The organism is Agromyces albus (genome assembly GCF_030815405.1).
Classification (GTDB): domain Bacteria; phylum Actinomycetota; class Actinomycetes; order Actinomycetales; family Microbacteriaceae; genus Agromyces; species Agromyces albus_A.
Genome location: NZ_JAUSWX010000001.1, coordinates 854,411 through 878,794, shown reverse-complemented (window position 1 = coordinate 878,794; position 24,384 = coordinate 854,411). Strand labels below are relative to the sequence as shown.

The following is a 24,384-nucleotide window of genomic DNA, read 5'->3' as shown; positions in this document are numbered from 1 at the left end:
GTCGGTGGAACGAGCGGTTACTGAACCCGCCGAAGCGGCGGGTAAGGTGCTGATTGGGGCAGGCGACCCAACCATGAATTCATTCGCGAAGGAGCGACCGGACAATCATGACCGTTCAGATCGATCACGCGCTCGAAGAGATCAGGCGATTCCGCCCGAGTCCCGAGTTCGCCGCCCAAGCCGTCGCCGACGAGCACCTCGCCGAAGCCGCCCGCGCCGACCGCCTCGGCTTCTGGGCCGACCAGGCCCGTGAGCTGCTCGAGTGGGAGAAGCCCTTCACCCGCACCCTCGACTGGTCGAACCCGCCCTTCGCGAAGTGGTTCGACGACGGCGAGCTCAACGTCGCGGTGAACTGCCTCGACCGGCATGTCGCGGCCGGCCTCGGCGACCGCGTCGCCATCCACTGGGAGGGCGAGCCCGGCGACAGCCGCGACATCACCTATGCCGAGCTCACCGCCGAGGTGAAGCAAGCAGCGAACGTGCTCACCCAGCTCGGCGTCGGAGAAGGCGACCGCGTCGCGATCTACCTGCCGATGATCCCAGAGGCGATCGTCTCGATGCTCGCCGTCGCGCGCATCGGCGCCATCCACTCGGTCGTGTTCGGCGGATTCAGCGCAGACAGCCTCGCGTCCCGCATCGACGACGCCGAGGCATCCCTCGTGATCACCGCCGACGGCGGCTACCGCAAGGGCAAGGTCTTCCCCCTGAAGCCCACCGTCGACGAGGCGATCGCGAAGACCGCCGGGAGCGTGCAGCACGTGCTCGTCGTGCGCCGCGGCGAGAACGAGGTGCCGTGGACCGACGGTCGCGACCTCTGGTGGCACGAGACGGTGGCGGATGCCTCACCCGAGCATGAGGCGCGGGGCTTCACGGCGGAGCATCCGTTGTTCATCCTCTACACGAGCGGCACCACCGGCAAGCCCAAGGGCATTCTGCACACGAGCGGCGGATACCTCACCCAGGTCGCGTTCACGCACAAGAACGTCTTCGACCTGCACCCCGAGACCGACGTCTACTGGTGCACCGCCGACGTCGGCTGGATCACCGGACACTCCTACGTCGTCTATGGTCCTCTCGCGAACGGCGCGACCCAGGTGGTCTACGAGGGAACGCCCGACACGCCGCATCCGGGCCGCTGGTGGGAGATCGTCGAGAAGTACAAGGTCTCGATCCTCTACACCGCGCCCACCGCCATCCGCTCGTTCATGAAGCTCGGGCGGCAGATCCCGCAGGCGTTCAACCTGCGCTCGCTCCGCCTCCTGGGCTCGGTCGGTGAGCCGATCAACCCCGAGGCCTGGATCTGGTACCGCCACGTCATCGGCGGCGGCTCCATTCCCGTGGTCGACACGTGGTGGCAGACCGAGACCGGCGCGATCATGATCTCGGCACTGCCCGGCATCACCGACCTGAAACCCGGCAGCGCGCAAGTGCCGATCCCCGGCATCTCGGTCGACATCCTGAGTGACGACGGCACTCCCGTCGAGGGCGAGGGCGGCGGGCTCCTCGTCGTCACCGAGCCGTGGCCGTCGATGCTCCGGGGCATCTGGGGCGATCCCGAGCGGTTCAAGGAGACCTACTGGGAGAAGTTCGGCACTGAGCCCGCAAAGGCGATGTACTTCGCCGGCGACGGAGCCCGCCGCGACGAGGACGGCGACATCTGGTTGCTCGGCCGCGTCGACGACGTCATGAACGTGTCGGGCCACCGGCTCTCGACCGCCGAGATCGAGTCGTCGCTGGTTGCACACCCGTGGACCGCCGAGGCCGCCGTCGTCGGCGCCTCAGACGAGACCACTGGGCAAGCGGTCGTCGCGTTCGTGATCCTGAAGGCGAGCCAGGCCGAGCGCATCAACGATCCCGCCGAGGCGAGCGAAGAGCTGCGCAGGCACGTCTCGGCCCAGATCGGCGCGATCGCCCGTCCGCGCCAGGTGTTCATCGTCAACGAGCTGCCGAAGACGCGCTCGGGCAAGATCATGCGCCGGCTCCTCCGCGACCTCGCCGAGGGCCGCGAGATCGGCGACACGACGACGCTCGCCGACACCTCGATCATGCAGGTCATCAGCGCGCAGGTCAGATAGCGCCAGGCCCTGAACGAACGGATGCCGCGGCCGGGAGTGATCCCGCCGCGGCATCCGCCGTCTGGCTGGTGCGGCTACGCGAACTCGACCACGAGGTCGAGCTCGACGGGCGAGTCGAGCGGGAGCACCGCGACACCCACGGCCGAGCGGGCATGGCGCCCGGCCTCGCCGAAGATCTCACCGAGCAGCTCGGAGGCGCCGTTGATGACGCCGGGCTGTCCGGTGAAGGCGGGATCGGATGCCACGAAGCCGACGAGCTTCACGATGCGCGTCACGCGATCGAGCGAGCCGATCTCGGCGCGCACCGCGGCGAGCGCGTTGAGCGCGCACGTGCGGGCGTAGCCCTTCGCGGCGGCGGCGGGCACGAGCCCCTCGCTGTCGCCGACCTTGCCGGTCGCGGGCAGGCCGCCGGCCGTGAACGGCAGCTGTCCGGAGGTGTACACGTAGCTGCCGGAGATGACGGCCGGGACGTAGGCGGCCACAGGCGGGGCGACCTCTGGCAGTTCGATGCCGAGCTGCGCGATGCGGGCTTCGTATGCCGCCACGCTCACTCCCCCTCGAACTGCTTGGCGGCCTGAGCGGCGGCGGCGGCGCCGGCGGATGCCGCGGACGACGACTCCCCGCCCACAGGGCGCTTCAGGTAGGCGACGAGGCCGCCCTCGGGGCCGGACACGATCTGCACGAGCTCCCACCCCTCGGAGCCCCAGTTGTTCAGGATCGCGGCGGTGTTGTGGATCAGCAGCGGTGTGGTGATGTACTCCCAGGCCGGCATGGGGATTCCTCGTCTCTGGTGTGGGGATGCGGGCGGAAACGGCGGGTCGCGCGGGATTCCGGCAGGCGCCGTGCATAGCGCGATTTGCCAGCCTTCTCCGTTAAGCTCCACTATATGTCTGCCCAAAAACGCACGATGAGCGACGTCGGCACCGGAATCCTCGGTTTTGTCGGCATGAGTGCGCTCGCTGGTGTACTCGTCACGGCAGCCGTGACGCCCGCGCTCGCCGTTACCGGCATGGCCGCGAACAACAGCATCTCGATGTTCGAGAACCTCCCCGGGTACCTCGAGATCGGCGAGCTGTCGGAGAAGACCGACATCTACGCGACCCAGCCCGACGGCTCGCCGGCGCACCTCGCCTCGTTCTTCGACGAGAACCGCGAGGAGGTCCCGTGGGAGGCGATCTCGCAGTACGTGAAAGACGCCGCGATCGCCGGTGAAGACCCCCGGTTCTACGAGCACGGCGGCATCGACATCCAGGGCACGATCCGTGCCGCGCTCAACGAGTACGTGATCGGCGGCGCCACGCAGGGTGGCTCCTCGATCACCCAGCAGTACGTGAAGAACGTGCTCATCAACAACGGCGTGCGCGAGGCGACGACCGAGGAGGAAAAGGAGGCCGCGTACGAGGCGGCCACCGAGACCTCGCCCGATCGCAAGCTCAAGGAGATGCGTTATGCGATCGCGCTCGAGAAGGAGTTCTCGAAAGACGAGATCCTCCGCGGCTACCTGAACATCGCGGCCTTCGGCGGCCGGGTCTACGGCATCGAGGCAGCGTCGAAGTACTACTTCGGCAACAAGCACGCTGCCGACCTCACACTCGCTGAGGCCGCGAGCCTCATCGCGATCGTGAACCACCCCGAGAAGTTCCGCCTCGACTACCCTGAGAGCGAGTCGAACGGCGTCAACTCCGTCAACGACAAGGGCGAGCCGACACCGTACGCCGCGAACAAGGAGCGGCGCGACTACATCCTCGAGCAGATGCTCAAGGAGCAGAAGATCACGCAAGAGGAGCACGACGCCGCCGTCGCAACTCCGGTAGCTCCCGTGATCACCGAGCCGAGCACGGGGTGCCAGACGGCTCAGGGCAGCGCGTACTTCTGCGACTACGTCACCTGGGTGATCAAGAACCAGTTCGATGACCCCGCGACCGAGGAAGACGAGGGCACCTTCCTGCTGCAGCAGGGCGGACTGCAGATCTACACCACGCTCGACCTCGAACTGCAGAACAAGGCCGAGACGGCGATCGCCGAGAACGTGCCGATGAGCGACCCCCGCTTCGACGTGGGCTCGGTCGCCGTGACGGTTCAGCCGGGAACCGGCAAGATCCTCGCGATGGCGCAGAACAAGAAGTACACGAACGACTCCGAGCTGGCCGCGTCCAGCGCTGAATACACCTCGGTCAACTACAGCACGGACTTCGACTACGGCGGCTCGAGCGGACTCCAGCCGGGATCGACGTTCAAGGTGTTCACTCTCGCCGAATGGCTGAACGAAGGCCATTCGCTGCGCGAGACCTTCAACGGCGCTCGCCGCACGTTCACCTCGTTCCCTGCAGAGTGCTACGGCGGATGGAGCGGGAGCTTCAATCCGAGGAACGACGACTCCATGTCGGCCAACAACGCGGTCGACGCGACGAAGTACTCGGTGAACTCCTCGTTCATGGCGATGGCCCAGCAACTCGACCTCTGCAAGATCCGTGACACTGCCCAGGCCTTCGGCGTGAAGCGCGCGAACGGGCTCGACCTCGGTGGGCGCTACAACGACGACGGCACTGTCGACGAGTCAGCGGTCTTCGGCCCGAGCGCCGTGCTCGGCACCGAGGAGGTCTCGCCGCTCGCCATGGCGACGGCATTCGCCGGCATCGCCAACAACGGCCTCACGTGCTCGCCGATCGCGATCGACCGGATCGTGAAGGCCGATGGCACCGAGGTGACGCCGCCCGCGTCGAACTGCGTGCAGTCGGTCCAGCCGAACGTTGCACACGCCATGGCCTACGCCATGCAGCAGACGTTCTCGGGAACCGCGAGCGCTTCGGACCCCGGCACCGGGATTCCGCACATCGGCAAGACCGGAACGACCGACGGTGCGAAAGACACGTGGATGATCGGTTCGAGCACCACGGCCGCCACCGCGGTATGGGTGGGCAACGTGGTCGGCGAAGCGAACCTCCGCGACATGAGCTTCGACAGCGGCCGGGCTGCTACGGCGCGCCACCGAATCTGGCCCATGATCATGGAGCTCGCCGACAACAAGTACGGCGGCGACGAGTTCCCCGAGCCCGACGCGTCGGCGTTCCGGCAGGTGCTCATCGACATTCCGCAGGTCTCCGGGCTCTCGCTCGACGCCGCGAAGCAGGCGATCGAGGCGGCCGGCTTCGTCTTCGAAGACGGCGGACAGCAGGACTCGAACCTCCCAGCAGGCACGGTCTCCGGCACCGACCCCACGGGTCAGGCGGGCCGCGGCAGCACGATCCGGGTCTTCACGAGCAACGGCCAGGGCACGACGGTCCCTGATCTCACCGGCATGAATGCGCAGCAGGCCAAGGCGGCACTCGACCAGGCCGGACTCAAGATGAAGTCATCGGGCAAACCCGGGGCCACCGACGTCGTCGCGAGTCAGGACCCGGCGCCCAACACCGCCCTCAAGCGCGGCAGCGAGGTCACCGTCACCTTCAGCAGCAGCGGGCCGGGCAACGGCATCGTGCCGCCGGGTGACGATTGAGTCGCTCCTCCCTTCCGCCGGCTGCGCGGATCGCCCTGGCGATCGGCGCAGCCGGCGCTGCCGCATTCGCGTGGGGCAGCCTCGTCGAGCGCACGAGGTGGACCCTTCGTCGAGCGGATGTCGCGGTGCTGCCGCCCGGCGCTGCGCCCATCAGGGTGCTGCACCTCTCCGACCTGCATATGGCGCCGTGGCAGCGTGACAAGCAGGAGTGGGTGCGCTCCCTCGCCGCACTCGAACCCGATCTCATCGTCGACACCGGCGACAACCTCGGGCACGAGCGCGGGCTCGAAGGCATCCGCCGGGCGTTCGAGCCGTTCCGGGGCATTCCTGGCGTCTTCGTGAACGGCTCGAACGACTACTTCGGGCCCACCGTCAAGAACCCGTTCGCGTACTTCGGCGGACCCTCCGGATACGTTCCGCGTGCGAAGCCGCTCGACATCGACGCCCTGCATTCGTACCTTGCCGACCTCGGTTGGAACGACCTCGACAACACCGCCGCGAGGCTCGACCTGCGCGGCACGCACTTCGAATTCTTCGGCGTCGACGACCCGCACAAGGGCTTCGACCGTCTCGACCTCATCACGGGCGCGATCGACGAGCTCCGAGCAGAAGACCCGCTCGGCGATGAGACGTGGCCCGACGCGGCATCCGTCTCCACTCGACGCCCCACCATCACGATCGGCGTGACCCACGCGCCCTACCAGCGGGTACTGAACTCGTTCGTGAACCACGGCGCCGAGCTGATCCTCGCCGGCCACACCCACGGCGGCCAGGTCTGTGTGCCCGGCTTCGGGGCGCTCGTCACGAACTGCGACATCCCCCGCTCACAGGTGAAGGGACTGAGCGTGTGGCGGCACGGGCTGCGCTCCGCGTTCCTCAACGTGTCGGCCGGGCTCGGCACGTCCATCTATGCTCCGGTGCGCTTCGCGTGCCCGCCCGAGGCGACCCTGCTCACGCTCCTGCCGACGGAGTAGCGATCGCCCGATCGGATGCCGCGACATCCGTTCGCCGTCGGTCGCGGAAACGGCCGGCGGTGGTCTGCCGGGCCTGAAATATCGGCTATCCTTGTGGAGGCCCGTGAGGGTCACCGGGGTGTGGCGCAGCTTGGTAGCGCGCGTCGTTCGGGACGACGAGGTCGCAGGTTCAAATCCTGTCACCCCGACCATGTGATGTGTCGGATATCCTTCCGGGATGTGTCGAGAGATCGTTCACGATTCCCCCTCCTTCGGGAGGGGGTTTTGTGGTTTCTGGCGTTGGAAGCCTCTCGGCCCGTTCCCCGCCAAGTCGTAGATCACGAGAGTGTTCTCACCGGCGACAGCCCCGAAGGTCCCGCCTGTACGAAGTTCACGTCAGACCACGCGTTGTTCGTAAGATCCTTCACCACGCCATTGAGCGTGACTTTGTCGATCTGTCCCTCGTCATGAACCTTGAAACTCGCCAGCGAGTAGGTGCCCATCGCCACCGACCGTGTAGGACGTGCCCTCCCCTGCGGACGCACCCGGCGGCGTGGCGTCGACAATGACAGCAAGGAACCGACTTGAGAGATGTGCCCGGAACATCTTCCACGGTGTACCTGATGGTGTAACTACCGTCGGAGTGGATGGCTGCGGTATGAAATGCGCTCGTCAGACCGTTGGCAGCCGACTCCGTGCTCTCGACGAGAGTGTCCCCTCGGTAGATGTCGGCCACGATCTTGCTCAGTCCGAGGTCATCCGTCGCATGGATGTTCAGGGAGAGGGCTTGAACACGGCCCAACGGTGGTCGGTGACACGGCGACTCCAACGACGAAAAAGCCCCCGGTCAGCATCCGAAGATGCAAGCCGGGGGCGTTGTCGTTGGAGCGTGAAGGCGACGCTCCAACTGAACTTTCTGTAGGGATTGCTGGGGCCGGGGTGGGCATCAGAGGCGCACGAATGGTGCAGTCAGCGTGACGCCGACGAAACGTGCGTCCGATAGAGTCTGGGGAGACATTCGACCAGCGATACAGGGGGTAACGTCTTGGCTCGGAAGCAAGTGGCGTTCACGCCCTCATGGGGTCGTCGAATCAACGGCATGGAAGGCCTCCGGGCCGTCGCCGCGGTGTCGGTGGTTGTTGGGCACGTGAAGGCCCACCTCTCCTTAGGTGTGGAATGGGGGCCGCTGACCTGGCCCATGTACTTCGCCCTCAACGGGCTCACGCTCTTCTTCGCGTTGTCCGGATTCCTCCTCTTCCGCCCGTTCGCGTCGGCTCTACTCACCGGTGAGCGGTTCCCAATCCTCGGCCGCTACGCCGTGAACCGGGTGCTGCGTATCTTCCCCGTCTACATCGTGATCGTGCTTCTCGTCTCGCTGGTGCTCGGCCTGGCATACACCGCACCGCAGGGCGCTGGGCAGGCCGAGAGCGGCGACATGGTCGGGTACATGACCGACCCGCTGCTTCTGCTGACGAACGTCACGATGCTGCAGACGCTGTTCCCATTCAGCATCAAGACCGGCCTCGGCGTGGCATGGAGCCTCACCGTCGAGCTGATCTTCTACATCGTCATGCCGCTGCTGGCGCTGCTCGCGATGTCGATCCGCCGGCGCGTGCAAGGCCGTCACTCCCCGATCCTCGCCCTTTCGCCGGCGATCGGGATCTTCCTGATCGGCATGGTCGGCAAGGTCGTGAAGTGGCGCATCTTCGAGGACATCGCCCCCGAGGATTGGTTCAACAGCAACTGGGGCGGGAACTGGATCGCGGTGTTCGCGCGCAGCTTCTTCGCGCACGCCGACCTGTTCGCGTTCGGAATGGTCGCCGCCGTGCTCGTCGCAGCATTCGAGACCGGCCGCATTCGCCACGAGCTCGCGTACCGGTTCCGCGTCATCGCCGCTGTCGTTGGCATTGGCGCGGCCGTTGGGTCGATCGTCGTGCCGAACTTCGTAGTGGCCTCCGCTTTCGCCGTGGCGTGCGGAGCGCTCATCTTCTTCGTCGCGATCCCCACACGATCGGCGCGGCCAGGCATCCTGGCCCGAGGGCTCGAGTTGCGCCCAGTGGTCTACATCGGTGTCATCTCGTACAGCCTCTACCTCTGGCATGTGCCCGTGATCTGGCTCGTCGAACGCGTCGGATGGGTTGGCCCACAGACGCCGCTCGGTCTGGTCATCAACATCGTGGTCGTCCTCGCCATCACGATCGCCTTCGCCAGCGTCACCTACTACGCCGTCGAGAAGCCGGCACTGTCGCTGAAGAAGCGCACCGACCGCCGAAATGCCGACAGCGCCCCCTCCCGCCCGGTCGGAGCAGAAGAGGGCGCTGAGGGTGCGAACAGGGTGGGCTAGGTAGCCCAGCCCCTTGAAGTCCTCGACTCGGCCGGTGGCGTTGGTGGAGAAGTCCCCGTGCCACCCGGCGAGCGTGGCCGTGTTCAGTGCGGCGTTGGTGACCATCTCGACCAGCACGTCGTTCACGAACCATGCGATGTCGTTGCCGATGAACTCGGCCCGCACAACGTCGCCGGAGATGGCCTGCTGCGCGTGGGTGCTCACGGTGGTCGTGGTGCCTGCGACGGTCTTCGTGAGGCCCATCGTGAGGTCGCCCGAACTGTGCCACGATTCGCCAGTAGTTGTTGGTGTCGACGTAGGGGAACAACAGCGACTGGTGCCGGTTTGCGACACTCGAGTTGAGGGTATGGAACATTATCTGCACCGCGCCGTCCGCGCCGAGCGTGAGACGGGCGAACGCGGCCCCCGCGCGAGATCGTTTTCGCGACCGTGCCCGACGAAATCCCCAGCACACCGGATGCGGTGGTTGTAGTCGGTGACGGTGTCGCCGCCGATGGGAGGTTCCCGGTCGAGTACGTGCGAGGTTGACAGTGTCAGCCCATACGGTGCCCCCAGCGCGAACCTGCACAGTGGCGGAGCGGCGATGAAGTCTCCCGCGAGCGTCTGCCCGATGAGGATGCTGTGGGCGCGCACGTCGGTGTTTGCGATGGTGAGGTCTGTGGCGGTCGATGAGGCGCCGCTCAGTGCGATGCCGTGGCCACCATTGCTTCGTTCGCGGACGTTCAGCGTCAGGTCGTGGCTGGACCTGTCGAGTGCGACGTCGTCCGTCCCGCAGCCGCTGACATCGAGGTCGAGGGTGAGGCGCTCGGGGATCGTTGCACCGGCCTTGTCGGGAGACGCCCGCACCGGCCATGCCCCGCACGAACCCTCGGATCGTGTACGCACCCCGGTTGGAGGCGTTGCCGATAACAACACCGTCGCCGAGGCCGTCTGAGGCGTCGAGCCGAATGGTGCCGTTGATGCCCATGACGTCGCCGCGAAGGCGATCACGCCCGAGGACATCCACGCGCTCCGCCGGCTTCTCCGGCTACTACGAGACGCACACCTCCGGCGGACATCCCGCCCTCGATCACGGCGTGGACGATGACCCGGCTCCGATTCGTAGCGGCATCCCCCATCGTCCGGCCTGTCAACGATGTCTCGACACATCCGGCCTGTCAACGATGTCCCGACACACCTGTCAACGATGTCCTGAAACCAAACACTGTCACCCCGACCATCGCCGCAAGGCACCAGAGCCCCGCCCTCGGGCGGGGTTCTTCTCGATCAGCAGTCCCGCGGCTCAATGCGCCGGCGCCATCCGTCGCGAACTGCGTGCGATGCTCGCTCGGGCGTGCTCGGCCACGATGCCGCGGGCATGTGCGATGGCGTCGGCCGCCCGCACGAGCGCGAGGTGCGAGAGCGCCTGCGGCGTGTTGCCCGCGTGCCGCCGATGCCGCACGTCGAACTCCTCGGAGAGCAGGCCGAGCTCGTTGCGGAAGCCGAGGAGGCGCTCCATGAGCGACTCGGCCTCGGGAAGGCGCCCGCTGTGCGCGTACTGCTCCACGAGCCAGAACGAGCATGCGAGGAACGCGTTCTCATCGCCGGGCACGCCGTCGACGTCGCCCTCAGTGCGATAGCGACGCACGAGTCCGTCGCGCAGCAGGGTCTGCTCGATGCGGGCGACCGTGCCGAGCATGCGCGGGTCGTCGTAGGCGACGTAGCCGATCTGCGCGAGCTGCAGCAGCGCTGCGTCGACTTCGCGAGTGCCGGCGAACTGCACGTAGCTGCCGAGCTCGGCGTCGAACCCGGTCTGCTCGATCTCCGTGGCGAGCCGATCTCGCAGCTTCCGCCAGCGCTCGGCCGGACCGGGCCGGCCCTCGTACTCGACGGCGCAGACGCCGCGGTCGAACGCGGCCCACAGCATGGCCCGCGAGTGCGTGAAGTGCCGCTCGTCGCCGCGGATCTCCCAGATGCCGCTGTCGGGCCGGTCGAGGCTGTGCTCGACCTCTCCGAGCAGCGCCACCTGCAACGACCACGAGAAGTCGTCGTCGTCGAGCCCGACGTGACGAGCCGCGTCGAGCGCGATCATCACCTCGCCGAACACGTCGGCCTGGTACTGCTCGGATGCCGCGTTGCCGGCCCGCACCGGCGAGCTGCCGCCATACCCGGGAAGCGACGGCACCTCCCACTCGGGCAGGCGCCGCTCCCCCGCGAGGCCGTACATGATCTGCACGTCGGCGGGGTCGCCCGCGATGGCCCGCAGCAGCCACTGGCGCCACGCCTGCGCCTCTCGCGTGTAGCCATGGTGCATGAGCGCCTCGAGGGTGAGCGCCGCGTCACGGAGCCACACGTAGCGGTAGTCCCAGTTGCGTGAGCCGCCGAACTCCTCGGGCAGGCTCGTCGTCGCGGCGGCGACGATTCCGCCGGTATCCTCGTGGGTGAGCAAGCGCAGCACAAGCAGCGAGCGGCGCACGGCGTCGTCGTAGGCGCCGGGCTCCAGGCATCCGCTCACCCAGGAACGCCACCAGCGCTCGGTGCCGGCGATCGCCCCGTCGACGTCGAGCGGCGCCGGCATCTGCTCGTGCGGGGCGAACCACGAGAGCTGGAGGTCGAGGGTCTCGCCGGCATCGAGTGTGAAATCGGCGATGTGGCTGTGCCCGTGCGCCTCGAGCTCGGCCCCGCGCACGACGAGGGCATCGGGGCCGGCCACGGCGAGCAGGGCGGGCGCGTCGGCGGTGCCGACCTGCCGCATCCACGGCAGCGACGCCGCGTAGTCGAAGCGCACCCGAAGGGTCTGCCGCATCGGCACGCGACCCTGGATGCCGCGGATACGGCGGATCACGTCGCTTCGCCCGTCGGTGCGCGGCATGAGGTCGGTGACCTCCACCTCGCCGTCGGGTGTCGTCCAGCGGGTCACGAGCGTGAACGTGTCAGGTGCATACGCCCGCGTCATCGTGGCTGCGGCATCCGTGGGCCTCAGGATCCAGCCGCCCTGGTCTGCTCCGCCGAGGATCGCGCCGAAGACCGAAGCCGAGTCGAAGCGAGGCAGGCACAGCCAATCGATGCCGCCTTCGACGCCCACGAGCGCGGCCGTGCGGCAGTCGCCGATGACGGCGTACCCCTCGATCGGCTGTGGCATCGGCTGGGGCATCGACTCAGGGACGCCCGAGACCCCGGTAGGTCCAGCCGGCCGCTCGCCATGCGGCAGGATCGAGCACGTTCCGGCCGTCGATGATGTGCGGGTTGCCGGCGAGCCGGGCAGTCTCGACGGGATCGAGCGAGCGGTACTCGCGCCACTCGGTCGCGAGCACGACGAGGTCGGCGCCGCGCAGCGCCTCGCGGGTCGACTCGACGTACGTGAGCTGCGGATGCCGCGCGCGGGCGTTCTCGATTCCCTCGGGATCGGTTGCGACCACCTCTGCCCCGAGGCCCTTGAGCTGCACGGCGACATCGAGCGCAGGCGAGTCGCGCACATCGTCGGACTCGGGCTTGAACGTGACGCCGAGCACGACGATCTTCGAGCGATGCACCGATCCCCCGAGCGCGGCGACGGCCAGGTCGACCACTCGCCGTCGCTGCCTGAGGTTGATCGTGTCGACCTCCTTCAGGAACTCGAGCGAATCGCCGCGACCGAGCTCTTCGGCGCGGGCCGTGAACGCCCGGATGTCCTTGGGCAGGCAGCCGCCCCCGAACCCGATGCCCGCGTTGAGGAAGCGCCGGCCGATGCGCGCATCGTGCCCGATCCCGTCGGCGAGGGCCGTGACATCCGCTCCGGTGGCGTCGGCGATCTCGGACATGGCGTTGATGAAGCTGATCTTGGTAGCGAGGAAGGCGTTCGCCGCGACCTTCACGAGCTCCGCGGTCGCGTAGTCGGTGACGAGACGCGGGGTGCCGGCCTCGATGGCGGCCCGGTAGACCTGGTCGAGCACGGATGTCACGTGATCGTGCGCGACGCCGTAGACGAGTCGATCGGGCTCGAGCGTGTCTTTCACCGCGAACCCCTCGCGCAGGAACTCGGGGTTCCATGCCAGGCTCGCGTGCGGCGCCGCCTCAGCGAGCCGGCCGGCGAGGCGCGCGGCGGTGCCGACCGGCACGGTGCTCTTGCCGACGACGAGAGCGCCCTCGGCGAGATGCGGGAGCAGCCCCTCGAACGCGGCGTCGACGTACGAGACGTCGGCGCCATTGGTGCCGGCGGTCTGCGGGGTGCCGACCGCGAGGAAGTGCACCTCGGCGCCCGCGGCATCCGCGATGTCGGTGCTGAACCGCAGCCTGCCGGTCGCGGTGGCCGAGGTGAGTATCTCGGGGAGGCCGGGCTCGAAGAACGGCGGGCGCCCCGCGGCGAGCGCGGCGATCTTGCGCTCGTCGACGTCGATGCCGATCACCTCGTGGCCGAGTTCGGCCATCGCCGAGGCGTGCACGGCACCGAGATAGCCGCAACCGATCACCGAGATTCGCATAGTGCTCCTTTGAGAAGTCGTGCCCGCGCGTGCACACAGGCGTGTCAATTGTCCACTACGAGCCTTCGAATGGGCCCGCTATGCCGCCTTCGCCTCGACGAGCTCGTCGATGACGTCGACGGTGGCCTCCCACCCCTCGACCGCGACACAGGCTACTCCGAGCACCTTGACCGGGTAGTCGTTGCCTGCCGGGTCGAGCCGATCGCCGACGAACAGCATGTCGGAGAGCGGCACCCCGGTGGCTTCGGCGAGCTTTCGCATGCCATACGCCTTGTCGACTCCGAGTCTCGTGATGTCGATCGAGGTCGAGCCGCCCGAGCGCACCTCGAGGTCGGGAAGGTCGACCGCTACGGCGTCGCGGAGCACCGACTTCTTCTCGCCGCTCGGGTCCCAAGCCGCCTTGGCGACGACGGGCGCCGCCTGGCCGAGGGCCGAGAACGTCACCTGTGATCCTCGGTCCTCGAGAACGGGGCCCCAAGTCTGCGTCTCCCAGTACCCGAGTGCGCGTGCGTGGCCCTCGACCGAGGTGAGCGCCCTGCTCTTCTCATCGTCGGTCAGCGTCTCGGCATACTGTTCGCGCCACTCACCACCCACGAATCGCAGGTACTGCGTGCCGCACGTCGGCATGAGGTGGAGGCGCTCGAAGCGAGCGGATGCCCCGTCGCCGAGCCGATCGAGCACTTGGGCACTGAACTGCCCGAAGTGGCCACCCGAGATGATGCACACGTCGACGACGTCGAGCAATCTGATGAGGGCGTCGACCATGGCGGGTTCGAGCGGTGATTTCGACGGCGCGAGGGTGTCGTCGAGGTCGAAGGCGATGAGTCGAGGGCTCACGGGTCTCCATTCAATCTGGGGAGGCGGGTGGGTTGGCTCGCAGGCGGGGCGTCAGAGCTCTCGCGACTCGCGCGACTCTCGGCCGTGGCTCGGCTGTCGGCCGTGGCGCGGCTCCGGCCGCTCGCCCAGCGTAGTATGCGCTCGAGCGGGCCGCGTCCGAGGTAGCGGCGCCACAGCCACGCGAACAGCATCGAACCCACGATGAGCCCGATGAGGAGCGGCCACGAGTCGTCGGTGATGACACCGTCTTCCTCGCGCACGGCCAGCCCGATGATGACGAGGTGGATCGTGTAGATGCTGAGCGGCATCGACCCCATCGCGGTGATCGGCGACAGCAGCGTGCCGGCCACCCGGCGCACGACCGGCCTGGCGAGGGCGGTCAGCGTGAGCATCGCAGCAACGGTGAGCACGCCCACGCCGACATTGCCGAGCGTCTCGAGCGAGGCGCGCAGCGGCACCGACCAGGCCATCTCGGCGACGATCTCGGGTGCGGGCAGCAGTCTCGAGATCGGCAGGAACACGGATGCCGCTGCGGTGCCGGCGAGCGCGGCGACGCCGATCACTCGACCCGACGTGAGGTCGTAACGGGCGAGCGCGAGGCCGATGAGCATCACGGAGACCCACACGATCACGGGGTAGGCACCACCGACCGCCCAGTCGGCGAGGAACTTCAGCGGAGTCCGTCGCACCGCGTTCACGAACTCGCTGTGTGCGCCGATCGAGGCGACTGCCGGGGTCACGGCGAGCAGCACGATGCCCGCGCCGAGCGTGACGCGCCGCGAGACGAAGAGGAGGGGCAGCATCACGAGGAAGGCGACGCCGTAGACGTCGAGGATGATGAACACGAGCGGGTTCAGCGTTGACCAGATGAGCATGCCGAGCGCGATGAGGATGACGGCACGCACGGCGATCTGCCTGCGTAGATCGCCGCGGCCGTCGCTGATGGGCCGCATGCCACCCGACATGAATCCGAGGCCGATGCCAGCGGTGAGGGCGAAGAGCAGACGGGGGCGTTCATCGGCGAGGGCGAGGAACTCCGCGGCGGTGAGCGCATCGACGTCGGGTGCCACGTGTGCGATGAACATGCCGATGAGCGCGAGGCCGCGGGCCGCGTCGACACCGTCGATGCGCCGCGGCATTCGTGCCGTCGAAACGAGTCCAGACGCGTCAGCGCTCATGTTGCCACTCTCGCATGGCTGCGGTCGCGTCGCAGGATCTTCACAAGGTCGTCACACACTGCTCGTAGGCTGTGGCGATGACCATCGATGCGAGCATGCGCCGCCCGGCCGCCGTCGCGCTCGTGATCTACGGCGCGCTCACCGCGGTCGTCGGATTCTTCCCGACGCCGGTCGACCGGGGCGCAGCGCCGTTGATCTGGCGGGCCTTGGCGGCCTTGCACCGGCGTGGCGTGCCCGACTGGTTCAATTACGACTTCATCGAGTTCGGGGCCAACATCGCGCTGTTCGTGCCGTTCGGGGCGCTCGCGGTCTTCGCCACAGGACGGCGGCGAGTCTGGCTCGCCGTGCTCGCGGGGGCCGGTGCGAGCGTCGTGATCGAACTCGGGCAGTCGCTGCTGCTCCCTGCGCGCTTCCCGAGCGCGCTCGACGTGCTGGCGAACACGATCGGCACGGTCATCGGCGCCGCGATCGGCTACAGCGCCCTCGCACTCCGAACGCCCCGGCACTCCCACTACGGGCGCCCGAGCCCCTGATACCGCCATCCCGCGGCGCGCCAAGCCCGCGAGGTCGCGGTATTTGGGCGCGCACTCTGCGATGCGGGCGGCGAGGCGCGCCGCCGTGCCGACAGGCACGGTGCTCTTGCCACGACCAGCGCACCGGGCGCGAGGTGCGGGAGCAGCGACTCGATCGCCGCGTCGACGTAGCGCAGGTCGGCCGCGTCCGTTCCGCGTGTCTGCGGCGTGCCGACGGCGACGAAGTGCACCCCGGCGCCCGCGGCATCCGCCAGGTCAGTGCTGAAGCGCAGCAGGCCCGTCGCGGTCGCGGAGGTGAGGATCTCGGGAAGGCCCGGCTCGAAGAACGGCGGGCCAGCCTGCGCGAGTTCGCCGATCTTGTGGTCGTCGACGTCGATGCCGATCACGTCATGCCCGAGCGCGGCCATCGCCGAAGCGTGGACGGTGCCGAGATACCCGCAACCGATGACCGAGATGCGCATTGCACTCCTTGTGCGCTCGAGATGAATCGTTGATGTCTGGGACAGGCAGAAGGCCCGGACTCTGTCGTCCGGGCCTTCTGGGGCGGCGGTGCCCCTCGGTCAGACTGCAGCGCGGCTCCGACGCACACTGATCATGACGGCGACGAAGGCAACGGAAAGCACGAGCGCGCCCGCGCCGACCCACACTGCGAGCATCGGCCCCTGGGAGAAGAGCACCAAGGAGTCTGTGCGTGTGACAGCGCTGCCTGCCTCGTCGTCGCCGGCGGCGTTGGCGATGGTCGGAAGCGCGATGACGGCCGTCAGCGCCAACAGTAGAGCGGCAAGAAATTTGCGAGTCATTTGACTTCCCCCGGTTTGCAGAAGTGATTCACGTTGATTCGCGTCCCCCGAGCTTGAAGAAGGCGGACTTTCACGTCGGCGTACTTCGACCTTACGGCAGACTCACAGGTGAACGTTAGTCGCCGTGTTTCCATTGCGTGAACGGGTCGTCTTCGTCGAAGGCAAGATGCGCGAGGATTGCCAACTGACTCAGTAGTGTCCCCCGAACTGAGTGTGCCCACCCCGGTGCCGAGCGATCGGCAGCCCGGTTACGACGAGACCACTGCGACGCCGTCGCCGCCGAGCATTGGAACCGCTCCGCGGCTCGACGGACAGCCCGCCCGTCATCGACGATGAGAACGGGAAGACGACGACGCCACGCCGCACGCGCTCCATGTCGATTACTGGCATGCGTGGCTGCTAGCCAACACCGGCCGTTGCCATGCGCGAGACCAAGTGCGGCCCGACCGTTCGCGCATAGGTCGCTGAAATGTGGTGCTCATCTCGATAGACCACGACGTTGCCGATCACCATGGGGCATCCACCCTCCGCGCAATAGAGGTCGGTCGTGCTTATGTAGTGCGCGCGCGGTTCGAGCTCGACGGCGAGACGGAGTGAGTCTGGAGGCGTGGTCGCTCGATCTTCTGGGAGTACACACGCCTCACCGCGTACGGCGTCGACAGGCCGTTCTATGACGCAGTCCGCCATGCCAGCAGGGACGAGTGGGTTGTCACCGATCGCGACGACGTCGGTGCCTATAGCGATGACCGGCGCCCACACGACGGCGCGCGCCTCAGCGAACTCTCGAGCATCGGCATCGGTGGTGTCGCGTCCTCGCGACGCGGTCGTGATGATGATGTCGTATTCGCCTGACTCGAATCGCTCCTGCATGGCCGTCGCGTAGTCGCGGCAGCGCGCGTCAAGTGTGGCGATGCCCCAAGTGCAGCCACGCGAGACGTACGTATCGACGTTCCAGTTCAAATCCTCGAACAGTGGAAGGAGGGCTGGGAGGAGCAGGGCACCGTGAGAGTCGCCCGTGATCGCGACCCGCGTCGCATCAGGATGTTCGGAGCCATAGGTACACGACTTGAGCTTGCCGTTCTGCGGGTTGTTCGAGTAGCAGCGGTACGCGTTGCCATTGTCGGTCTTGAGTGCTGCGAGGTTCGGAACGAATTCCTCGCCGAGTGGCGCAACACAGTCGGTCGCCGCCATCACGTCAGCCCCAAGGCATGCGGGCGGGGCTTCAAGGAGCGCGGCGACCTGTTCTGTGCCTTGAATCCTCTCGGCCCGGGCGTAGGCGAAGCCTCCTGCGGGAACGGCCAGCGCAACGACCATGCTGGCCGCCACGAGAGAGAATGTGAACGCCGGACGGCGGCTCGTGAGGAGCTCTGCTGAGCGGCCCGGATCCTCGACGAAACGTTTCGTGATTGCCGCCAGCGCGAAGGACACGAAGAACAGCAGCCACGAGTCGATGGGGCTGAGAGCGCGGCCGAGCGCGAACGGGACGAGAACGATGAGCGGCCAGTGCCAGAGGTACAGCGAGTAGGAGATATCGCCGACGTATTGGATTGGGCGGAATCGGGAAAGCTGCGCGAGCGACCAACGCTCCGGGGTCACTCCGGCCCAGATGACTGCGGCGGTCGCGAGGACCGGGAGCAGGGCAGCGTACCCGGGGAACGGTGTCGCTGATGTGTACAGCAGGCCCGTCGCGAGTAGCCCCGCGAATCCTGCCCACGCGACGACGGAACGAGCTGCGGTCGACGCGAGGGCGGGCAGGAAGGCCAAAAGCCCGCCGAGCCCGAACTCCCAGGCACGGGTTGGCGTCACGAAGTACGCCTCAGCGGGATTCCACACGGTCAACACCACCGAGGCAACGAACGACGCGATGGTGACGCCAGCGAGGATCACTGCCAGCACCTTGTGACGCGCGAGGCCCTTCCGCGCCAGCCAGACGCCGAGGATGATCAGGAGCGGCCACACCAAGTAGAACTGTTCCTCGACGGACAACGACCAGTAGTGCTGAACGAGGGACGCTTTGTTCTCGGCGGCCAGGTAGTCGACAGAGTCCACGGCGAGGAGCCAGTTCAGAACGTAACCGACCGCGGCACCGATCTGCTTGAACCATTCCTGCCAGAACGTTATCGGCGCAACGAGGATCGTCCCGACCGCTGACACCACGATCACGAGGAGCGAGGCGGGTAGCAGTCGACGAGCACGCCGAGCCCAGAACTGTCCCAGCTTCACCGTCCCAGTCCGGGTCACCTCGCGCAGCAGATGAGAGGTGATCAGGAACCCGCTGATCACAAAAAAGACGTCGACGCCCGCGTACCCACCCGGCAGGGACGTCGGCCAGAAGTGGTAGATCAGGACGAGCAGGACCGCGATGGCCCGTAGCGCTTGGATCTCAGGTCGCACTCCCTGAGTGATCGCCGTCGTCAGCTTCATCGGTTTCCCCCTCGTGGTCCGATTGGAATCCTAGAGGGCCATCGAGCACGACGGCGGTTCGGGGTCGGGGATATGCCTAGATTGCCATCGAGCAACATGGCGTCAGCACGCCAATTGCGCGGAACCCTTTCGAGAAGGCGAACGCTTCGCTACAGCCAGGGCAATTCACGATCGGCTCGGCCATCGACGGCCGAGGATTCGTGCGAGCCACTAGGGCATGACGCTGATAGTTGTCCCCGCACCGAAACACCGAGGCCACTTTCGCGGCAGACCCGCGTCAGGCATGCCTTCCGGGCATCCCTAATCTGACATGATGCCGCGCGCACGCAATTCAGATGGTGAAGGAAGAACGATCGACTTCACCACTGACGATACGTCAATGGGGCTCTGCGGGAGGGACTCACGCAGGGCCTCGTCGATTGAGCGAGCCGGTCGGAACGTGGCGCCTATCGACGCGAAATAGTCGTTGTACTTGAATGCAGCCTCGCCTGCCAGAGAGACGACGCTTCGTGCTGGTCGGCCGATCGCGTGCGCCCAAACAAGCCCATGGAGCGAAGATGAGTATACGACCTCAGCTTCAGCAATTCTTCGCGCTACTTCCTTCGCCGGGGCATCAATGTTCACGACACGATAGTGCCGGTTGGAGTGGTACCTGTGCCGCTCTCGATAGTGCGGGATGAATATCACACGGTTTCGAACCGGCGTGATCCCACGCAGTTCGGGGAACACCTCAGCCACAAGCAAGCCTGGGTCCGCCATGAATATAACGTTGTCATCGCGCATTCCCGCGCGCTTTAACACTTCGAGACTCAACGGGCCGCGCACCCCCTGCAGTTCAGCACCATCGGCGCGAACTTGACCGATCTCGGACGACTTCACTCCTACACCGCTGAGCACGTCTCCTGGCTGCACACGATGGCCGATCGATCCGACAAGAAGGAGCCGGTTCCCGCCGTCCTCGACATTCTCGACCGGTCCCGGATAGCGCGAGCCAATGAGATCGACATTATATGAATCTCCAGCATTGCCGTATCGGAATCCACCGCGGCGACCGAACACCATCCTCTTCACGGGAGGTTGCCAATAGTAGGTGCGGATCACCAGAGCCTCTTCTCTTCGGTGCGGGCAAATGCCGCCCGGGCGTCGCTTACGCCGTAGCCGATAATGACGTGCCCCGCTTCGCGGCGCAGCCCAGAAAAGTACGTCGCCGACAACAAGTTGGGGTTCAGCCGTTGCCGCGACGGAATAAGCGCAGCGTAAGAGTCAATTAGGATCACACGGCTCTTAGAAACCGGTTGCCCGGTTCCAGAAAGATCAAGGGAGATCGCACGTCCTACATATGCGCGTTTCCGTCCGAGATGAACCTTGGTATGTGCAATCAGGAAGCCGCTGTCGTTCCCATCGACTATCATCTGGGTGCCAATCGTCAAGTGTCCGGTCTGAGGGACGATATGAGGCGACGAGTGCTCAAAGATCAGATCGCCCCCGAGCCCGAGTTCGCCGTCAGTCTGATGGAGGAGAGCGATCGGTTCAAGCCCATACACCGCTCGAAGATGTCCGGCCTGGTCGACGTAGAACGCCCAGTTCTTCTCCACGCGCTGGCGATGCCTCAGTACGCAGAACTGTGGCTCGCCAATCTCCGGCGTGACCCGCTGGAGAAAAATGCTGTTGTCATGCACTGGCGAAAAGCCGGTATTGAATGTGACGTAGAGCTGACCTCGGAGTTCCACCAGTTTCGGATCCGCAATGAATGCAATCCCGTGTTCTCGTGCTGTGGCAGTCAAGTCAACAAGTTCATGAGATCCGTCTTCGCTCCAAGAAGCGAGATATGCGCGCACCCGACCACCGGCGGCTGGTATCGCTCGAAAGGCAATGTAGGTTTTTCCCGCTATTCGCGCATCACTCGGATTGAATACATTCCTTAGCTCAAATCTGGCTGTCAATCCATCCAACCGCGACTCGAGAGCAGCGTACCGTTCACCGTTCAGACGGACGATCCTCTTCATCACTCGGTGCCGTTGCCTTTCGGTCGCCGCAGGATCGCAAGGATTTGCCTGATCTGCCGTCGAGCGATCAAGGCGACGATGGCAATGTACAAACCGGACACGATCACGCCTGCCGGGAGAACAAAGGAAAGCATCGGTAGCGGCGCGTCGGCCCACGGCGTCAACTGAAGTAGAAGGCCGCCACCTACGAGCGCCACTATACCGACCGTTGGGGCAACGAAGCGCTGCAGGTATTCGCGCGGAACCACGCCGGAGTGTCTCTTCAAGGCGAGTATCCGAACGGGCCAATACAGGAACTGTCTGATGCTTCTGCCCGCGGCGACCGAATACAGACCGAAGGGCACCGACGCGAACAAGACTGCAGTCCCGAAGACGAACTGTCCAGCCGCGACGCCCAGCGAGACATCGCCGCGGCCTTTCGCGAGGAGTGCACTCTTGTCGAAGAAGGTCACGGAGGCGAGAACCGCGGATGGCGCCAGTAGCGCCATGATCGGCACCGCATCCTCCCAGCCTGGCCCGAAAACAAAGGCTGTCAGGGGATAACCGAACACGGTGACCAGCCCGAATATCGGGAACGCCGCTGCCGCACTCGCGAACGTGAACGTATAGAAGTACTGAAGGAAGCGCTGGTGATCGGTCTGCACTCGAGAAAGCGCGGAGAGCGAAACCTTAGACATAACTGACGCAACAATCTCCATGAGGATCGTGAGGACCCGTTGGCCAAGGAAGTAATAGCCGAGTTGTGCTGGAGTGAAGAAGAATCCCACGATGAATTTGTCGACGTTGGATTGCAAAGCATTCAGGAGCTCGATCATGACGACTTGGACGCTAAACGCCCAGGAAGCTCTAAGAGACGCGAACGAGAACTCAAGCCTCGGCACCCATCGTGCGGCAATCCATAACGTCACTGTTCCAGCAAGTGCCATCGCAACTGGCTGGATCACAAGAGCCCACACGCCAGCGCCGAGAAGGGCCAGAATCAGGGCAACGGCCGAACCAACGATTGCACCCGTCAGTTGACGCGCGGCGAGTGGTCTGAAGCTGAGCTCGCGCTGGAGCACGGCGGCCGGTACGGACGATAGTCCGGAAAAAATCAATACCAATCCCGCGACGGGAATAAGTTCGGTGAGAGCCGGCTCGCGGTATATGAGGACTATGAGCGGCGTAGCTGCCCAGACCAACCCGTACATGACGAGCCCAAGCACGAGCGACGTCCAAAAGGATGTCCATATGTCGATCGAACGAACGGTCTCACGCTGCACGAGAGACTGCGCGAAACCGTATTCGACGAACACCGCGAACACAGCCATAAACGCCGTCACAATTGCGACTAGGCCGAAGGCTTCCGGGGCGAGAAGGCGGCCCAGGACTGAGAACACCACCAACGCGAGAGTCCGACTCCCCCACCGCTCCACCGCCGTCCACAGCACGCCCGAAGCTGTGCGCCGTGAGAGCGAGTCATCCGTCACGCTCGGTGACCCTCGGAGTCGAGCCAGGGTTCTACAGCAGGTTGAAGCACGCCGCTCAGACGGCGCATCGTGATGTCACTTCGGACTCTAACCATCGGCGCTGCCCTTTCGCGTCGGGCAAGGAATTCTTGCCATCGATGCGAGCGGCGCGCCGATGCGATCTGTGACTCACGATCATGTGCGCCACTCGATCACAAACACTATCGGACCGGACGAACGGACCTGCAACGAGATTCGTGGCACCCAGCGTTGGCACAGAACTGACGACGGTAATGTGAGTCTGTGATTAGTCGACCGGGACACAGGGAGCACGAGTTTGATTCAGCCGCCCTCGGACCAGCCTCCGCGACTTCCGGAGATCACCGCGTTGCATGCCACCCGCGCGCCCGCGGCAAAGTACGACATGCGCCACTCATATGCAGATCGGCGCTGCGAAGGGTGTTGAGCAGGAGGCGCGAGTCACGCACGAGTACGCGGGAATGCGCCTGATGCAGAGCGACCGCCTGCAGGGGCTCATCATCGCGGCCGCTGAGGGCGCAATGCCGCTCGGCTCGTGCGAAGGGACGACTGAGAAGATGAGCGGGCACCTCGACTCAATTGGTCTCAAGTGGTCGACAAAGCCTCGTGAGTCTGTCATCGACGCGGTCAAGGCACTCGCCACCGAGCAGCTTGATCAGACCGCTGCGGAGACAGTCACCGTGCTGGAAGCCGAAGCCGCTACTGCGAACCTTGGCGAGCTTCGCGCGCTCGTCGTTGCCACCCAGAGCGTCTCAGCAGAACTGACCAGACAGGCGATGGCCTGATCGTGGCAGTTGAAGTCATTCATTGGAATCCGCGCCGCCCTGCATTCCCCGGTCTGCTAGGACGTGCTTTACCCGTCCGCCGCCCCGTCAACAACTTCGGCGATATACTTGGCCCGCTCATCGTCCAGCGGATTACGGAACGTCTGGGGCTTAAGGAACCCACCGATCGACGTCGCCTCGTCGCAGTCGGCTCGATCCTCCGTTTAGCCCGCGACGGGGACGTGGTCTGGGGCACAGGTGCCAACGGAAAATCCGTCGCCGAGCCGCTGCCGTATGCGTCTCTCGATGTCAGAGCGGTGAGAGGACCGCTGACGCGTAGTTATCTTGCGCAAGAGGGCATCACGGCACCCGAAGTCTACGGTGATCCTGGTCTTCTCATCGGTTACCTGTGGTCGCGTGAAGAACTTGCTCATGGCCACGCACCAAGCGACCTTGCCGTTGTACCCAACCTTCACGACTACGTGGCGAGCAGGCATCATCCAGACGTCGTAAACCCTCAAGCAAACGTCTGGCACGTACTCGGGAGAATCGCAGCGTCGCGGATGGTCGTGGGCAGTTCGCTCCACGGAGTGGTGATCGCTGAGAGTCTCGGGATACCTGCGCGCTTGGTGACCTCGAGCACCGAGCCCAGATTCAAGTACGACGACTACTATCTAGGGACCGGACGCGAGCCTGGAGCGTTTGCGCCGAACGTCGATTCAGCCGTAAGAATGGGGGGATGCCCACCGCCCGAATGGGATCCGATGCAGCTGCTCGGTGCCTTCCCAACGGATCTATGGTGGAGAAGATCCCCGCACTAGACGGTTTGTAGTGACCGTGATTGCGGGCCGGGCCTCGCTCACAGATGTTCGTGGGTTACCGGCAGGGGTGGGATCCGGTGCGAGGTCGTGACGCCCTCGAAACTGCAAAGACCGTCTGTCGATCGGGTGAAAACCGACGCGAAAGACGCGGTGCACTTTGCCCGGCTGCTGCGGCTGGACGAGATCACGCCGGTCGCGGTCCCGACCCGCGAGACTTCTATGAGCAA

General features: G+C 65.7%; 21 protein-coding genes, 1 tRNA gene and 2 pseudogenes. 9 read left to right on the top strand and 15 right to left on the bottom strand.

The window, feature by feature from the left end; all coding sequences use genetic code 11:
* The first annotated feature begins 107 nt into the window (after positions 1 to 107).
* Positions 108 to 2,075 (top strand): acetate--CoA ligase, encoded by a 1,968-nt coding sequence (gene acs, locus QFZ29_RS04035; RefSeq protein WP_306892957.1) that lies wholly within the window; start codon positions 108 to 110, stop codon positions 2,073 to 2,075.
* Between the two features lie 74 nt (positions 2,076 to 2,149).
* Here acs and QFZ29_RS04030 read toward each other — a convergent pair whose 3' ends face one another.
* Together QFZ29_RS04030 and QFZ29_RS04025 are read right to left on the bottom strand one after the other, a co-directional pair.
* Positions 2,150 to 2,620, bottom strand: a complete 471-nt coding sequence (locus QFZ29_RS04030; protein WP_306892956.1) for a RidA family protein — start codon at positions 2,618 to 2,620, stop codon at positions 2,150 to 2,152.
* A gap of 2 nt (positions 2,621 to 2,622) precedes the next feature.
* Entirely contained in the window at positions 2,623 to 2,847 is a 225-nt protein-coding gene (locus QFZ29_RS04025; RefSeq protein ID WP_129519747.1) for a hypothetical protein, read from the bottom strand.
* Between the two features lie 114 nt (positions 2,848 to 2,961).
* Here QFZ29_RS04025 and QFZ29_RS04020 point away from each other — a divergent pair, with 114 nt between their 5' ends.
* The 3 genes from QFZ29_RS04020 (at position 2,962) to QFZ29_RS04010 (ending at position 6,736) form a co-directional block, all read left to right on the top strand.
* Positions 2,962 to 5,571 (top strand): transglycosylase domain-containing protein, encoded by a 2,610-nt coding sequence (locus QFZ29_RS04020; RefSeq protein WP_306892955.1) that lies wholly within the window; start codon positions 2,962 to 2,964, stop codon positions 5,569 to 5,571.
* Entirely contained in the window at positions 5,568 to 6,545 is a 978-nt protein-coding gene (locus QFZ29_RS04015; protein WP_306892954.1) for a metallophosphoesterase, read from the top strand. Before QFZ29_RS04020 ends, QFZ29_RS04015 begins: the two co-directional genes overlap by 4 nt.
* Before the next feature lie 114 nt (positions 6,546 to 6,659).
* Positions 6,660 to 6,736 (top strand) — tRNA-Pro (locus tag QFZ29_RS04010).
* A 126-nt stretch (positions 6,737 to 6,862) separates the two neighbouring features.
* Here QFZ29_RS04010 and QFZ29_RS04005 read toward each other — a convergent pair.
* Positions 6,863 to 7,027 carry a hypothetical protein gene (locus tag QFZ29_RS04005; protein WP_306892953.1) on the bottom strand — a complete coding sequence of 55 codons (165 nt, stop codon included), beginning with the start codon at positions 7,025 to 7,027 and terminating at the stop codon, positions 6,863 to 6,865.
* 596 nt (positions 7,028 to 7,623) lie between these two features.
* Between QFZ29_RS04005 and QFZ29_RS04000 the strand changes: the two genes are divergently transcribed.
* Positions 7,624 to 8,868, top strand: a complete 1,245-nt coding sequence (locus QFZ29_RS04000; protein ID WP_306892952.1) for an acyltransferase family protein — start codon at positions 7,624 to 7,626, stop codon at positions 8,866 to 8,868.
* A 354-nt stretch (positions 8,869 to 9,222) separates the two neighbouring features.
* Here QFZ29_RS04000 and QFZ29_RS03995 read toward each other — a convergent pair whose 3' ends face one another.
* From QFZ29_RS03995 to QFZ29_RS03975, 5 genes are all read right to left on the bottom strand, one after another.
* Positions 9,223 to 9,870, bottom strand: coding sequence for a hypothetical protein (locus QFZ29_RS03995; RefSeq protein ID WP_306892951.1), 648 nt, complete (start codon positions 9,868 to 9,870; stop codon positions 9,223 to 9,225).
* 280 nt (positions 9,871 to 10,150) lie between these two features.
* Positions 10,151 to 11,989: a glycoside hydrolase family 15 protein gene (locus QFZ29_RS03990; protein ID WP_306892950.1), complete on the bottom strand. Its 1,839-nt coding sequence runs from the start codon at positions 11,987 to 11,989 to the stop codon at positions 10,151 to 10,153.
* Between the two features lie 16 nt (positions 11,990 to 12,005).
* Entirely contained in the window at positions 12,006 to 13,307 is a 1,302-nt protein-coding gene (locus QFZ29_RS03985) for a UDP-glucose dehydrogenase family protein (protein ID WP_306892949.1), read from the bottom strand.
* Between the two features lie 78 nt (positions 13,308 to 13,385).
* A complete protein-coding gene (locus tag QFZ29_RS03980) occupies positions 13,386 to 14,144 on the bottom strand; it encodes an HAD-IIB family hydrolase (protein WP_306892948.1) in 759 nt (252 codons plus the stop codon).
* Complete coding sequence (locus QFZ29_RS03975) at positions 14,141 to 15,322, bottom strand: heparan-alpha-glucosaminide N-acetyltransferase domain-containing protein (RefSeq protein WP_306892947.1); 1,182 nt, start codon at positions 15,320 to 15,322, stop codon at positions 14,141 to 14,143. Before QFZ29_RS03975 ends, QFZ29_RS03980 begins: the two co-directional genes overlap by 4 nt.
* Before the next feature lie 77 nt (positions 15,323 to 15,399).
* Between QFZ29_RS03975 and QFZ29_RS03970 the strand changes: the two genes are divergently transcribed.
* On the top strand, positions 15,400 to 15,855 hold the full coding sequence (locus tag QFZ29_RS03970; RefSeq protein WP_306892946.1) for a VanZ family protein: 456 nt from the start codon (positions 15,400 to 15,402) through the stop codon (positions 15,853 to 15,855).
* Here QFZ29_RS03970 and QFZ29_RS03965 read toward each other — a convergent pair.
* The 7 genes and pseudogenes from QFZ29_RS03965 to QFZ29_RS03940 form a co-directional block, all read right to left on the bottom strand.
* A complete protein-coding gene (locus tag QFZ29_RS03965; protein ID WP_373426181.1) occupies positions 15,834 to 16,316 on the bottom strand; it encodes a hypothetical protein in 483 nt (160 codons plus the stop codon). The two genes, QFZ29_RS03970 and QFZ29_RS03965, sit on opposite strands and share 22 nt — an antisense overlap.
* A gap of 99 nt (positions 16,317 to 16,415) precedes the next feature.
* Positions 16,416 to 16,625 carry a hypothetical protein gene (locus QFZ29_RS03960; RefSeq protein ID WP_306892945.1) on the bottom strand — a complete coding sequence of 70 codons (210 nt, stop codon included), beginning with the start codon at positions 16,623 to 16,625 and terminating at the stop codon, positions 16,416 to 16,418.
* 256 nt (positions 16,626 to 16,881) lie between these two features.
* Positions 16,882 to 16,989, bottom strand: a pseudogene (locus tag QFZ29_RS20380) (IS481 family transposase); the annotation flags it as partial.
* Positions 16,990 to 17,054: 65 nt separating this feature from the next.
* A complete protein-coding gene (locus QFZ29_RS03955) occupies positions 17,055 to 19,079 on the bottom strand; it encodes an acyltransferase family protein (protein ID WP_306892944.1) in 2,025 nt (674 codons plus the stop codon).
* 300 nt (positions 19,080 to 19,379) lie between these two features.
* A complete protein-coding gene (locus QFZ29_RS03950; RefSeq protein ID WP_306892943.1) occupies positions 19,380 to 20,180 on the bottom strand; it encodes a polysaccharide pyruvyl transferase family protein in 801 nt (266 codons plus the stop codon).
* Positions 20,177 to 21,085 carry a hypothetical protein gene (locus QFZ29_RS03945; protein ID WP_306892942.1) on the bottom strand — a complete coding sequence of 303 codons (909 nt, stop codon included), beginning with the start codon at positions 21,083 to 21,085 and terminating at the stop codon, positions 20,177 to 20,179. The genes QFZ29_RS03950 and QFZ29_RS03945 overlap by 4 nt, the downstream gene beginning before the upstream one ends.
* A complete protein-coding gene (locus QFZ29_RS03940; RefSeq protein ID WP_306896591.1) occupies positions 21,085 to 22,515 on the bottom strand; it encodes a lipopolysaccharide biosynthesis protein in 1,431 nt (476 codons plus the stop codon). Before QFZ29_RS03940 ends, QFZ29_RS03945 begins: the two co-directional genes overlap by 1 nt.
* Before the next feature lie 455 nt (positions 22,516 to 22,970).
* Here QFZ29_RS03940 and QFZ29_RS03935 point away from each other — a divergent pair, with 455 nt between their 5' ends.
* The 3 genes and pseudogenes from QFZ29_RS03935 to QFZ29_RS20465 all read left to right on the top strand — a co-directional run.
* Positions 22,971 to 23,357: a hypothetical protein gene (locus QFZ29_RS03935; protein ID WP_306892941.1), complete on the top strand. Its 387-nt coding sequence runs from the start codon at positions 22,971 to 22,973 to the stop codon at positions 23,355 to 23,357.
* Positions 23,358 to 23,359: 2 nt separating this feature from the next.
* On the top strand, positions 23,360 to 24,157 hold the full coding sequence (locus tag QFZ29_RS20375) for a polysaccharide pyruvyl transferase family protein (protein ID WP_373426180.1): 798 nt from the start codon (positions 23,360 to 23,362) through the stop codon (positions 24,155 to 24,157).
* Positions 24,158 to 24,226: 69 nt separating this feature from the next.
* A pseudogene (locus QFZ29_RS20465) lies at positions 24,227 to 24,370 on the top strand (IS110 family transposase); the annotation flags it as partial.
* Positions 24,371 to 24,384: the final 14 nt, after the last annotated feature.

Coding starts and splice junctions, on each gene's coding strand:
- acs (WP_306892957.1), top strand. CDS start 108: ATGACCGTTCAGATCGATCACGCGCTCGAAGAGATCAGGCGATTCCGC.
- QFZ29_RS04025 (WP_129519747.1), bottom strand. CDS start 2,847: ATGCCGGCCTGGGAGTACATCACCACACCGCTGCTGATCCACAACACC.
- QFZ29_RS04020 (WP_306892955.1), top strand. CDS start 2,962: ATGTCTGCCCAAAAACGCACGATGAGCGACGTCGGCACCGGAATCCTC.
- QFZ29_RS04005 (WP_306892953.1), bottom strand. CDS start 7,027: ATGGGCACCTACTCGCTGGCGAGTTTCAAGGTTCATGACGAGGGACAG.
- QFZ29_RS04000 (WP_306892952.1), top strand. CDS start 7,624: ATGGAAGGCCTCCGGGCCGTCGCCGCGGTGTCGGTGGTTGTTGGGCAC.
- QFZ29_RS03995 (WP_306892951.1), bottom strand. CDS start 9,870: ATGTCCTCGGGCGTGATCGCCTTCGCGGCGACGTCATGGGCATCAACG.
- QFZ29_RS03990 (WP_306892950.1), bottom strand. CDS start 11,989: ATGCCACAGCCGATCGAGGGGTACGCCGTCATCGGCGACTGCCGCACG.
- QFZ29_RS03985 (WP_306892949.1), bottom strand. CDS start 13,307: ATGCGAATCTCGGTGATCGGTTGCGGCTATCTCGGTGCCGTGCACGCC.
- QFZ29_RS03975 (WP_306892947.1), bottom strand. CDS start 15,322: ATGAGCGCTGACGCGTCTGGACTCGTTTCGACGGCACGAATGCCGCGG.
- QFZ29_RS03970 (WP_306892946.1), top strand. CDS start 15,400: ATGACCATCGATGCGAGCATGCGCCGCCCGGCCGCCGTCGCGCTCGTG.
- QFZ29_RS03965 (WP_373426181.1), bottom strand. CDS start 16,316: ATGCGCATCTCGGTCATCGGTTGCGGGTATCTCGGCACCGTCCACGCT.
- QFZ29_RS03955 (WP_306892944.1), bottom strand. CDS start 19,079: ATGAAGCTGACGACGGCGATCACTCAGGGAGTGCGACCTGAGATCCAA.
- QFZ29_RS03945 (WP_306892942.1), bottom strand. CDS start 21,085: ATGAAGAGGATCGTCCGTCTGAACGGTGAACGGTACGCTGCTCTCGAG.
- QFZ29_RS03935 (WP_306892941.1), top strand. CDS start 22,971: ATGCAGATCGGCGCTGCGAAGGGTGTTGAGCAGGAGGCGCGAGTCACG.